The organism is Brevibacillus aydinogluensis (assembly GCF_961514395.1).
GTDB lineage: Bacteria > Bacillota > Bacilli > Brevibacillales > Brevibacillaceae > Brevibacillus > Brevibacillus aydinogluensis.
In genome coordinates this window covers 2,775,529-2,787,899 of sequence record NZ_OY569118.1, presented here as the reverse complement: position 1 = coordinate 2,787,899, position 12,371 = coordinate 2,775,529, and the positions used below count along the sequence as shown (strand labels likewise).

The 12,371-nt window shown below is 58.5% G+C and carries 11 protein-coding genes; 9 read left to right on the top strand and 2 right to left on the bottom strand.

Features of this window, described 5'->3' with window-relative positions:
* Positions 1-12 precede the first annotated feature (12 nt).
* Together obgE and Q7F15_RS13765 are read left to right on the top strand one after the other, a co-directional pair.
* A complete protein-coding gene (gene obgE / locus Q7F15_RS13770; RefSeq protein ID WP_171565468.1) occupies positions 13-1,290 on the top strand; it encodes a GTPase ObgE in 1,278 nt (425 codons plus the stop codon).
* A 7-nt stretch (positions 1,291-1,297) separates the two neighbouring features.
* Complete coding sequence (locus Q7F15_RS13765; protein ID WP_230076715.1) at positions 1,298-1,957, top strand: PilZ domain-containing protein; 660 nt, start codon at positions 1,298-1,300, stop codon at positions 1,955-1,957.
* A 136-nt stretch (positions 1,958-2,093) separates the two neighbouring features.
* On the opposite strand, the gene Q7F15_RS13760 is transcribed toward Q7F15_RS13765, so the two are convergent.
* Positions 2,094-2,246: a hypothetical protein gene (locus tag Q7F15_RS13760; protein WP_171565466.1), complete on the bottom strand. Its 153-nt coding sequence runs from the start codon at positions 2,244-2,246 to the stop codon at positions 2,094-2,096.
* Positions 2,247-2,420: 174 nt separating this feature from the next.
* On the opposite strand from Q7F15_RS13760, the gene Q7F15_RS13755 reads away from it, so the two are divergent.
* From Q7F15_RS13755 to Q7F15_RS13725, 7 genes are all read left to right on the top strand, one after another.
* Complete coding sequence (locus tag Q7F15_RS13755; RefSeq protein WP_171565465.1) at positions 2,421-2,864, top strand: ACT domain-containing protein; 444 nt, start codon at positions 2,421-2,423, stop codon at positions 2,862-2,864.
* Between the two features lie 26 nt (positions 2,865-2,890).
* A complete protein-coding gene (locus Q7F15_RS13750) occupies positions 2,891-4,195 on the top strand; it encodes a homoserine dehydrogenase (RefSeq protein WP_212132922.1) in 1,305 nt (434 codons plus the stop codon).
* On the top strand, positions 4,192-5,292 hold the full coding sequence (gene thrC / locus Q7F15_RS13745) for a threonine synthase (protein WP_171565463.1): 1,101 nt from the start codon (positions 4,192-4,194) through the stop codon (positions 5,290-5,292). The genes Q7F15_RS13750 and thrC overlap by 4 nt, the downstream gene beginning before the upstream one ends.
* Positions 5,292-6,221: a homoserine kinase gene (gene thrB / locus Q7F15_RS13740; RefSeq protein WP_171565462.1), complete on the top strand. Its 930-nt coding sequence runs from the start codon at positions 5,292-5,294 to the stop codon at positions 6,219-6,221. The genes thrC and thrB overlap by 1 nt, the downstream gene beginning before the upstream one ends.
* Before the next feature lie 23 nt (positions 6,222-6,244).
* Positions 6,245-7,111 carry a prephenate dehydratase gene (pheA, locus tag Q7F15_RS13735; protein WP_171565461.1) on the top strand — a complete coding sequence of 289 codons (867 nt, stop codon included), beginning with the start codon at positions 6,245-6,247 and terminating at the stop codon, positions 7,109-7,111.
* A 282-nt stretch (positions 7,112-7,393) separates the two neighbouring features.
* Entirely contained in the window at positions 7,394-9,130 is a 1,737-nt protein-coding gene (gene safA, locus Q7F15_RS13730) for a SafA/ExsA family spore coat assembly protein (RefSeq protein WP_304414474.1), read from the top strand.
* Positions 9,131-9,140: 10 nt separating this feature from the next.
* A complete protein-coding gene (locus Q7F15_RS13725) occupies positions 9,141-10,169 on the top strand; it encodes a YutH/CotS family kinase-like spore coat protein (protein ID WP_171565459.1) in 1,029 nt (342 codons plus the stop codon).
* 43 nt (positions 10,170-10,212) lie between these two features.
* On the opposite strand, the gene Q7F15_RS13720 is transcribed toward Q7F15_RS13725, so the two are convergent.
* On the bottom strand, positions 10,213-12,201 hold the full coding sequence (locus Q7F15_RS13720) for a bifunctional 2',3'-cyclic-nucleotide 2'-phosphodiesterase/3'-nucleotidase (protein ID WP_304414473.1): 1,989 nt from the start codon (positions 12,199-12,201) through the stop codon (positions 10,213-10,215).
* Positions 12,202-12,371 lie beyond the last annotated feature (170 nt).

Below are 12,371 nucleotides of genomic sequence, written 5' to 3'. Positions count from 1 at the left end.
AGAGGTGACAGCATGTTTGTCGATCAGGTAAGGATTTACGTGAAGGGGGGAGACGGCGGAAATGGAGCCGTCTCTTTCCGACGGGAAAAATACGTGCCGCTGGGCGGGCCGGCCGGCGGTGACGGCGGGCGCGGCGGAGATGTGGTCTTCGTCGTGGATGAAGGGCTGCGCACGCTGGTGGATTTTCGCTACCAGAAGCATTTCAAGGCTCCGCGCGGCGAGAACGGACGCAATAAAGGGCAGCACGGAGCCGGAGCGGAAGACCTCGTCGTGCGGGTTCCTCCGGGGACGACCGTGATTGATGACGATACCGGGGAGGTCATCGCCGACCTGGTCGAGAACGGACAGCGGGCCGTCATCGCCAAAGGCGGGCGCGGCGGACGGGGCAACATCCGCTTTGCCACACCGGCCAATCCGGCGCCGCACATCTCGGAGAACGGTGAACCGGGACAGGAGCGCTATGTGAGACTGGAGCTGAAGCTGATTGCCGATGTCGGTCTGGTCGGCTATCCCAGCGTCGGCAAATCGACGCTTTTGGCCAGCGTAACGGCGGCCAAGCCGAAGATTGCCGCCTACCACTTTACCACGCTGACGCCCAACCTGGGCGTGGTCGATCTGGGCGAACGCAGTTTCGTCATGGCGGACCTGCCGGGGCTGATCGAAGGGGCGCATGAAGGTGTGGGGCTGGGGCACCAGTTTTTGCGACACGTAGAGCGGACCCGTCTGATCGTCCACGTGATCGACATGGCAGCCGTGGACGGACGCGACCCGGTGGAAGATTTCCATCAGATCAACCGGGAACTGAAGCTGTACAACCTGAAGCTGGAAGAGCGGCCGCAGATCGTCGCCGCCAACAAGATGGACCTGCCCGAGGCAAAGGAGAATTTGCGCCGCTTTCAGGAACTGGTGCCCGGTGTGACCGTGTACGAAATTTCAGCGGCTACCCGCCAGGGGGTACAGGAGCTGATGCACGCCGTGGCCGATCTGTTGGAAACGCTGCCGGACAAGCCGGCTGTCGAAGAGGTGGCGGAAGCGGAAGAGCGCGTCGTCTTCCGCGCAGAGAAAGAGCCGGAGCCGTTTGAGATTTCCCGCGACAACGAGGTATATGTCGTCAGCGGCGAAAAAATTGAAAAGCTGGTCCGCATGACCAATCTGAACAGCTACGATTCTGTTCAGCGCTTCGCCCGCATGATGCGCAGCATGGGCGTGGACGAAGCCCTGCGCAAACACGGGGCCAAGGATGGCGACACCGTCCGCATTGGTGATTTTGAGTTTGAATTTGTGGAGTGATAACAGTATGGCGGATATCCCCTCCCTTTCTCCGTTTATTGCGGACAAGCGGTTGCAGCGGGGCGGAGCGGTCGAACTGGTGACGCCCTTGGCAGCAAATCGGCCGCTTCATGCCATCGTCGAACATGTTCATTCGGGCTATCTGATCCTTTCGTACGTGGAGAGCGACACGAACACCTCCCTGTTGGGAACCATCGTCCATCTGCGCTGGGAAACGGATGAAGCCATTACCTGGCTGAGTCTGCAGGTGGTGCAGGAACAGGCGGTGTGGCCCGTGAAGCTGGCGCGCCTGGTGCCGACCAGCATCGAACAGGAAGCCAAAGGAGAGCGGCCGCTCCTGCAGCCTGATTTTGTCATCAATGTTCCGTACAAAATCATGGGAGCCCGACCCATAGAAGAAAGCGGGGAGGGCGTCCTGCTTCGGTTTTCCCCGACGCATCTGATTGTCGGCACGGACGGATTCGTCTCCGTCGGCGATTTTTTGCACTTGTCCTTTTTTCTTCCGCATTACAAGCAGGAACTGGTGGCGATGACAAAAGTGGTGGAGAAGACGTTTCGGGACGGTTCGGCGGTGTTAAAGCTGGTCATCACCGATCTGGAGGAAAGATATCGTCACGTGCTGCAGCGTTATTACGAAAAATTGGCACAATCCGGACGCAACGCATAAGTCTTGCAATTCCTTGCAACGAGCAGGAATGCGTGAACGTCTCAGGAAGAAAGCGTTCGTCCGGAGGAAATAAATGGAATATTTTGGGAGCAAAAAGTATGCCTGACCACAGGCATACTTTTTTTGCTGTGCCCGTTTACTTGTTGCCGCTCGGATCTTCCACTGCGTGGGGAGACTGGGCCATTTTTTTCCCCCGCGTGTTGTCGCCGAACTGGTCCAAATCGCTCGGCTTGGCGGCGGGGTGGTTGTTCCGGCGCTCCGACTTGTCCGTCTTGCCGCGTCCAGCCATTGGTCACTCACCTCGCTTTGCTCTGGGTCCGTTATAGTCTGTGCCAAGGGAAATTCGCTCATGTACGAGCAGGCGAGCACAAAAAAATTGCATAGAAGGATTGTCAGGGGAAAAGGGATCAGCTATAATGTCCTCTAGGCGAAAACAACTGTTTTTCTCAGGAGGACACAACGTGTGAAACGGGAAGAAAAGTTTTACTTGATTCGCTCCGACATTTTACCGGAGTCGATCGCCAAGACCATCGAGGCGAAAAAACTGCTGGAGGCCGGAGAAGTGGATACGGTAAACGAGGCGGTGGAACGGGTGGGATTAAGCCGCAGTGCTTTTTACAAGTACAAGGACGGCATTTTTCCGTTCAACGCGATGATGAGTGAGAAGATCATGACCATCACGTTTTCGCTGGAACACCGCTCCGGGTACTTGTCCAAGGTGCTGCAGTACATAGCGGAGCAAGGGGGCAACGTGCTGACGATCAACCAGACGATCCCGCTCCAGGGTATTGCCAACATTTCCATGTCGGTGGACATGGCTCATCTGAAGGTGTCCAGCACGGAGTTTCTGGAAGGACTGCAAGAGATAAACGGTGTGCGCAAAGCGATGATTGTCGGTCGCGGATAGCGGCTGCCGGATAGGAGGAGAGAGACATGGACAAGCAAACGGTAAAACTGGGGTTGATGGGGTTTGGCACAGTAGGCACTGGCGTCGTTCGCATCATCCAGGCCCATCAGGAGGATTTGCAAAAACAGACGGGGCTGGGCATCGAGATCAAGCGGATTCTGGTGCAGGATGCAGAGAAGACCCGCAGCATCCCGTCGATGAACAGCGTGCTTACGACTAATGCGTCCGATCTGCTGGACGACCCGGAGATCGACGTGATCGTGGAAGTGATCGGCGGCATCTCGCCGGCGAGAGAATATATTCTGGCAGCGCTGGAACGGGGCAAGCACGTCGTCACCGCCAACAAGGATCTGATGGCCCTGCACGGCGGCGAAATCCTGCAAAAAGCGCAGGAGAAAGGTTGCGACGTCTATTACGAAGCCAGTGTCGCCGGCGGTATTCCGATTCTGAGAGCGTTGGTGGAAGGTTTTTCGTCTGACCGTATCACCAAAATGATGGGGATCGTCAACGGCACGACCAACTACATCCTCACCAAAATGAGCCAGGACGGTGCCGATTACAGCGACGTGCTGAAGGAAGCGCAGGCGCTCGGATACGCCGAAGCAGATCCCACCTCCGACGTCGAAGGCTATGACGCTGCCCGCAAGATGGCGATTCTGGCGACGTTGGGCTTCCGTGTGCCGATGAAGCTGGAGGATGTGGACGTCAAAGGCATCAGCGGGGTGACCAAGGAAGATATCGCCTACGGCAAAAAGCTGGGCTACGAGGTGAAGCTACTGGGTCTGGCCCGCCGGGACGGCGAAGCAATCGAGGTAAGCGTACAGCCGACAATGGTTGCCAAGAGTCACCCGCTGGCATCGGTCAACGGAGTGTTCAACGCCGTCTACGTGCACGGGGAAGCAGTGGGCGAGACCATGTTTTACGGTCCGGGTGCAGGCGAACTTCCGACGGCAACGGCCGTCGTGTCGGACTTGGTGACGGTGGTGAAAAACATGAAGCTGGGTGTAAACGGACGGGGCATGGTCGCTCCATACAAAGAAAAGATTCTCAAGGATGACAAGCAGAAATTGTCAAAATATTTCCTCCGCATCGTCGTGGCCGACAAGCGCGGTGTACTGGCGCAGATTACGCAGCTGTTGGCGGACAAGAACATCTCGCTGGAGCAGGTGCTGCAGCAGCCGTACAACAACGGTGAACAGGCGGAAATCATCATCGTGACGCATCTGGCGTCGAAGGGAGACATGGACGAGGTGCTGCAGGGCATGGAAGAACTGGAGATCGTGAGCGAAGTGAAAAGCTGCTACCGCGTGGAAGGAGGCGAGCAGGCATGAGCCAATGGCAATCGTCTGTTCAGGCCGACCGGCAATCCGGCATCATCGCCCGGTACCGCCAGTTTCTGCCGGTGACGGAAAAGACTCCGCATGTCAGCCTTCACGAGGGCAACACGCCACTGATATACGCTCCGTCTCTCTCCCGGCAATTGGGTGTAGAGCTGTACTTCAAGTATGAAGGGCTGAATCCGACCGGCTCGTTTAAAGACCGCGGCATGGTGATGGCCGTCGCCAAAGCGCTGGAAGAAGGCAGCACCACCATCATGTGCGCCTCCACCGGCAATACCTCTGCTGCTGCCGCTGCCTACGCCGCCCGCGCCGGGCTGCGCTGCATCGTGCTGATCCCGAGCGGCAACATCGCGCTGGGCAAACTGGCGCAGGCGATCGCCTACGGAGCGGAGGTTATCGCCATCGACGGGAACTTTGACGAAGCGCTGCGCATCGTCCGCGACATCACCGCTGCTGAGCCGATCACGCTGGTCAACTCGGTCAACCCGTACCGGATCGAGGGGCAAAAAACCGCCGCGTTTGAAATTTGCGACGCGCTTGGCACCTCCCCGGACATTCTCGCCATTCCGGTGGGCAACGCCGGCAACATCACGGCATACTGGAAGGGCTTCAAGGAGTACCACGCAGCCGGAAAAACGGCACAACTGCCGCGCATGTTCGGCTTTCAGGCGGCGGGAGCGGCGCCGCTGGTCCTCGGCCATCCCGTGCCCAATCCGGAGACGATTGCCACGGCGATTCGCATCGGCAACCCGGCGAGCAAGGATGGAGCGCTGGCGGCCATCGCCGAATCGGACGGTCTGGTGGACAGCGTGACCGACGAGGAAATTCTGCACGCCTACCATTTGCTCGCGAAAAGCGAAGGCATCTTCTGCGAACCGGCATCGGCCGCTTCCCTGGCCGGCGTGATCAAGCTGCGCGAGGCGGGCAGATTGGAGCAGGGCCTGACGATCGCATGCGTGCTGACGGGCAACGGACTGAAAGATCCCAATACCGCCCTCAAGCTGGTAGGGGAAGAACCGCGCTCCGTGCCGGCGACGCGTGACGCGGTGATGGCGTTGATTCGCGAAAATGCGGGAGGCGTTTCGTGATGAACCGTCCTCTCGTGCGGGTCACCGTCCCCGCCAGCACCGCCAACCTGGGACCGGGCTTCGATGCCGTGGGCATGGCCTTTCAATTGTACTCCACAGTGGAGATGGCGCTCAGCGAGACGACGGAAATCGTGCTGATCGGCGAGGAACTGGAGGGGCTGCCCGCGGACAAGGGGAACCTGCTGTACCAGGTGGCCGCAGGACTGTTTGCGGAAGCGGGGCTGCCCGTCCCTGAACTGTATATCCGCGCAACGACGGAAGCGCCGCTGACGCGGGGGCTTGGCAGCAGCGCCGCGGCGATCGTCGGCGCACTCGTCGCCGCCAACAAGCTGGCCGGAGAGCCGTTTGACCGGGAGCGGCTGTTTGCCATCGCCACCCGGCTGGAAGGCCATCCGGACAACGTGGGGGCGTCGCTGTTCGGCGGCATTGTGGTGGCGACGATGCCGGAGCGGGACGAGGAGCCGATCCCTTACGTCCGCCTTGCTCCCCCGGAGGGGCTGCATACGCTCGTAATCATCCCTGACTATCCGCTGTCGACGGAAAAGGCGCGCCATGTCCTGCCTGATGTGTACAGCAAACCGGATGTCATATATAATGTTGGTCATAGCAGTTTGCTGGTGGCCGCTTTGGCCCAAGGCAGATTGGACCTGTTGGGTCAGGCGATGGGGGATCGGCTGCATCAGCCGTACCGGGCTGCGCTTGTCCCCGGCCTGCGTGAAATCCTGGACGGGGCGTCTCGCAACGGCGCACTGGGTGCGGCGCTGAGCGGCGCGGGACCGACGATGCTCTGCTTCTACTCGACGGACGCGGAGCGGGAAAAGCTGCAGGCGTTTGTCGACAGTGTGATGCAAAAGCACGGCGTTTCCTACCGGACGATGCGGTTAAGACCCGATGAGCATGGCGCACAGGTGACAATCTCGACCAGATAGAGAATGCGGATAGGAGTATTGTCATGGAGAAACGATTGGCTTTTCTCGGACCGCGCGGAACATTTTCAGAAGAAGCGGCCCGCGCGTTGACGGCGCGTCGGCCGTTTCGTTACTTGGCGTGTCCGAGCATCATCGACGTTCTGAACGCCGCTGCCACAGGAGAGGCAGACTACGGCGTGGTGCCGGTGGAAAACACGATTGAAGGCACCGTCAACGCGGCCATGGACTGGTTGATTCACGAGGTGGACCTGCCGATTTTGGCCGAACTGGCGCTGCCAATATCACAGCACTTGCTGGTGGCCAAGCGGGACGACATCCTGCCGCTCGAAGCCATTACCCGGATTTTGTCGCACCCGCACGCCATCGCCCAGTGTCACAATTTTCTCCGCAAGCACCTGCCCCACGCTGAAATTGAGTACACCAACAGCACGGCGCAGGCGGCACAGATCGTCAGCGAGCATCCGGAGGAACCGTGGGCGGCGATCGGGACGCGGCTCAATCCGGAAATCTACCCGCTGTCGTTTGCTCAGCAGGAGATTCAAGACTATTCCAACAACTATACCCGTTTTGTCCTCGTCGGTCGCGAACCGCTGGAGATGCCCCCGTCTGACAGGGAAAAGACGACCATCCTGGTCACGCTTCCAGAAGATTTTCCGGGCGCCCTCTACCAGGTGCTGGCCGCGTTTGCCTGGCGCAAGATCAACCTGTCCCGCATCGAATCCCGCCCGACCAAAAAGGGATTGGGCAGCTACCTGTTCGTGATTGACATCGAACAAAGAATGGACGATGTGCTGCTTCCCGGCGCGTTTGCCGAGATTGAGGCACTTGGCTGCCAGGTCCGCCAGCTCGGCACGTATCCGTTTTATCTGAAGGCCATTTACAAGGAGTAAGCCATATGTAGAAGAGGAAAATGCCGGGGACCTTCTGAGCGGTTCAAGCATGGTGTCCGCGTTGGAGAAAAAAGGTGAAAGCGTGGCAAGTGCGTGGAGGAAAGCGGCAGTTTCACTGCACTGCTGCAGAAAACTCCCATCGGAACGGTTGTTTGACGACACGTCAAACAGCCGTTTTTTCGTGCGCTCCGCAAGATGGGCGAACGCCCTTTTTTGCCGGGGTGAGCAAAACGCCCATGGGTGCATACCATGAAAAGGAGTTTCCGAGAGGGAGGAGAAACTGTGAAAATCCACGTAGTTCAACGAGGCGACACCATGTGGAAAATCGCCAAAAAATACGGCGTCGATTTTAAAGAACTGCTTCGCCTGAACAGCCAGATAAAAAACCCTGACTTGATTTATCCCGGCATGCGGGTAAAAATCCCGTCCAAGCGCGTGCCGGTACGGCCGCAGAAAAACAGGACGTCATCATCGCAGGAATCTCCCCGGGTTAAAGAAAAGCCGATCAAGGAAGAACAAATGGAGCCGGAGGTGCCGCAGCAAATCGAGATGCGGCCGATGGAGCCGCCGGAGGAAGACACGGATCAGGAGCTGAAACCGGAAACAGAACCGGAAACGGAACTGGGAACCGAACCGGGAGCGGAACCAGGAACAGAACCAGAGATGGACACAGACATCGGGCAAGAGCGCGAAGTGGAAATCGAAGCAGAACAAGAAGCGCCGCAGGCCCTGCCTTCCGAGCCGTCTGAACTGCCCGCGCCGTTCGGCGATATTGGACCGTATGGACCGAATGTGCCGCCAATGCCGCCCGGCCTAGTAAGACCATACGGGCCGAATGTTCCGCCAATGCCACCTGGCCTAGTAAGACCATACGGGCCGGGAGTGCCGCCAATACCGCCCGGCCAGGTAAGACCATATGGGCCGAATGTTCCGCCAATGCCGCCCGGCCAGGTAAGACCATATGGGCCGAATGTTCCGCCAATGCCGCCCGGTCAGGTAAGACCATACGGACCAGGAGTGCCGCCAATGCCGCCCGGCCAGGTAAGACCATATGGGCCGAATGTTCCGCCTGCGCCCCCCGGCCAAGTGCGTCCGTTCGTGCCGTACGCTGCGCCGACACCGCCTACCAGGTTATCGCCGCAGGTTGTGCCTTCGCCCACTCGTCCGGTCACTCCACAGCCGCCGATTCAACCGATTCGGCCGCCTGTGCCGCCTCAACTGAGGCCGGTTCCGCCGACGGCTCCACCGGCCAAGGTGAGTCCGACGCAGCCGATCTGCCCGCCTTGCGGAAGACCGCCGTGGGTAAGCCCGCAGACGCAGCAGCCGAACGCGATGCCGCCGCGCGTAAGCCCGGAAATGCTGCCGCCGAACGCGATGCCGCCGCGCGTAAGCCCGGAAATGCTGCCGCCGAATGCGATGCCGCCGCGCGTAAGCCCGGAAATGCTGCCGCCGAACGCGATGCCGCCGCGCGTAAGCCCGGAGATGCTGCCGCCACACGCGATGCCGCCGTGGGCAGGCCCGGAAATGCTGCCGCCACACGCGATGCCGCCGTGGGCAGGCCCGGAAATGCTGCCGCCGAACGTGATGCCGCCGTGGGCGGGTCCGGAAATGATTTCGCCGAACATGATGCCGCCGTGGGCGGGTCCGGAAATGATTTCGCCGAACATGATGCCGCCGTGGACAGGTCCGGAAATGCTGCCGCCACACGCGATGCCGCCGGATTACCTGTATGAAGACAGTCCGTCGAGATGGCGGCGTCCGCCGGGCCGTACCCGCCGCAAGAAGAAGCGGCATCATCGGGAGTGCTGCGATTCGACGTCCAGCTCTTGCTCGTGTCGGGACAGCGGTCACGATGGTCCATATGATGACTTGCCCTATCAAGATTGTCAGTGTGACAGCGGCACACAGGAGAACGCGACCCCGTTGACGTACTCTGCTTCCCAATCCATTCCGGCCCTGCCCGCTCAGGAAGTGTGGCCAAATTGGGAACAGGGGCACGATGAATCTTCTTCTTCCTGAGTGTCAGGACATGAGCAGATCCTTTGTTCTTTCTCTTGAAAAAGCGTTCCGCTGCCGCATCTATGGGATAAAGCCCCGACGCAATGTTCATCTTCTCAAGACGGATCGGGGCCATTGGATCATCAAGGGCTACAAAGATCGGGAGAAGGCGGAGTGGGTGACCCGACTCTCCGATACCCTGCAAGAGAAAGGATTTTACCAAACGGTTCAGTACGTCTCCGATGAGCGCGGAGAGAAAATCTTTCCGTTTCAGAACCGTTACTACACCGTGATGAAAATGATCGATGGCCGGGAAGCCGACAACACCTCGCTATCCGACGTAAAAAAATCGGCCGCGACGCTGGCCAGATTTCACCAGGCGGCCAGCGGCTTCCCCGTCCCTTATCCCTATGCATTTGAAGGCAAACCGGCTTTGCTGGACAAATGGGAAAGCCGATTGGAGCATTTCGAGCGGATCATCTGGCACGTGGAACAGCATGGCCCGCAAAACCGGCTGGAACAGATCATCCTGGAGATGGCGGATGAAGTCATCCGTGACAGCCGCGAGATTTTGCAGACGGCGTACAAACTGCCGCTGGCGTCGGAGCTGTTTGCCGTGGTCAAACAGGGTACGCTCGCCCACCGGGACGTGGCCAGCCACAATTTTCTGATCACGCCGCAAGGAAGATGCTATTTGATCGACCTGGACACCGTGAGCCACGACATGCAGCTCAGCGATCTGGTCCAGCTCATGGGGCGCATGCTGCTGATGCAGGGGTACCGCGTCGAATCGTTTGTGGAAGCGATTGAGGCGTACAGCCGGGTAAATGTGCTCAGCGACACCCAAGTCTGGATGATCCACCAGCTTCTGCGCTACCCGGACAATTTCCTGCGCGAAGTGACGGGCGTGTACGCCAACCGGCCGGGTTACACCATGCGCGGTGTGCTGCAGCTCGTACAGATGGAAGCGCGGCTGCGCCGGTCGCGCCGAATGTTTCTGGAAGCGGGCCCGGCGATTTTTCAGCGCTCTCCCTGGGGGTCCTATCTATTTGTCGGGTAAAAGAAAAAAGCTGACGGCACGGATGCCATCAGCTTTTTTCGCGTTACTTGGAGGCTGCCTTGGACAGGTCGATGCTGTATTTGACAAAGCCGTTTTCCAGCGTAGTCAGGTACTTGAGATGCGGCATCTGTTCGGCATACGGTTTGGCGTCCGGGGACGTGGTGAAGGTCACGTTTACCTTCTTGGTGATCGGAGCGAACGACCAGTTGTTGTCGGCAGCCGGGTTGATTGTCTTTTGGCTGAGGATGTAATCGATCACGACCTGGCGGTTTTCGTCCGGCGAGTCGATGACGATGTTGCTGCCGTCCAGACCCGGGAAGTTGCCGCCGCCGCTGGCCCGGTAGTTGTTGGTCACGACGATGAACTTGTCCTCCGCCTTGACCGGTTTGCCGTTGTACGAGAGGTTCTTGATCCGGTTCGCGTTCGGGTTGACCAACTTACCCTCCCTGTCGTACCTGGACGGCTGGGTGACGTCGATCTGGTAAGTGACCCCGTCGATGACGTCAAAGTTGTAAGTCGGGAAGGCTTCGTTGATCAGCGGCTGCTCCTCCGTCTTGTTCACGTCGATCTGATTGAACTGGCCGGCGGAGCGTTCCAGCCACTCTTTCAATTGCGCGCCGTTCACCAGCACCGCTTTCAACGTGTTGGGGTAAATGTACAGATCGGACACGTTCTTGATCGCGATGGTGCCGGCCGGAATGTTGGTGTAGTAGCTTGCCCCGTTGCGGCCGCCCGCCTTGAACGGAGCGCCTGCAGACAGCACCGGAATGCCCTCATATTCCGTGCCCTTGATGTTTTTCTCCACGTACCACTTTTGAGCGTTGGTGACGATTTGGATGGACGGATCGTCCTGGACCAGCGCAAAATAGCTGTGGATTGGCGAGGTGGTTGTGCCTACTGCAGAACGCACCCACTCGACGGTTTTGTCGTGATCCTCCTTCACGGCATTGACGATGGAGGTGTCCACGTCAGCCAGAGCTTTTTTGTTCGCAGTATCGTAGATCGGGATCGCCCGGGATTCCGCTTCGACGACCTTCCATTTGCCGTTTTCCTGTTTCAGCGTCAGGTCGACCACGCCCAGATGGTTGCCCCAGTAGCCCGGCATGACGGCCGGCTTGCCGTTGATCAGCCCTTTTTTTGCGTCGATGCCCGGGATGTTCTCATAGCCGGGGCCCGGGAAGACAGAGTGGGAGTGGCCAAACAAGATGGCGTCGATGCCGTCCACTTTGGTCAGTTGATAGCTGGCGTTCTCCAGAGTGGTGCCCGCTTCGACGGGGCCAAGTCCGGAGTGGGGAATGGCGACAATGATGTCGGCTCCCTTTTTCTTCATTTCCGGCACGTATTTTTTCGCCGTCTCCACGATGTCCTTGGCGATCACCTTGCCTTCCAGGTTGGACTTGTCCCACACCATGATCTGCGGCGGAACAAAGCCGATCACACCCACTTTCAGCTTGACGTCCTTGCCGCGCTCATCCTTGAACGTGCGCTCCAGGATCAGATAAGGCGTGAACTTGTTCTTGTCGTTGTCCGGGTTGTTGTCTTTGTCGTCCACGTACACGTTGGCGTTGACGTAGGGGAATTTCGCCCCCTTGAGGCTGCGATCCAGATGCTCCAGGCCGAAGTTGAACTCGTGGTTGCCGATGTTGCCGGCATCGTAGTTCAACAGGTTCATCGCTTTGTAAACGGGATGAATCTCGCCGTCCTTGAGCGGTTTTACCCTTGCCACGTAATCGCCCAGCGGATTGCCCTGGATCAGGTCGCCGTTGTCAAACAGCATTGAGTTTTTCACTTCTTCGCGGGCTTTTTTGATCAGCGAAGCAGTCTTGGCCAGGCCGAATTCGTCCGTTTCCTTGTCTTGATAGTAATCGTAGTTGACGATGTGCGTATGGAGGTCGGTCGTCTCCAAGAGGCGCAGTTTCAGTGTGGAGTCCCCGTTGGCGCTTGCCGGTACGAGCGGGAACGAAAGCGCCGCCACAACCAGGGAAGCAGACAGGAGACAGCTGGCCAGCCTGTGTACGCGTGCCTTTTTCATAGGATTGCATTCCTCCCGTGAAAGATAGATTACGTGCAATCATAGTGTATCACGTCTGTAGGGGATTGGGTATATTTTCCACGGGTAGTTGTCGCAAAGATAAGAATTTTGGCGATTCCCGGGTATTTCCTATTAGAAAATTGGCAATGCTAGTTGGAAACAGGTACAAA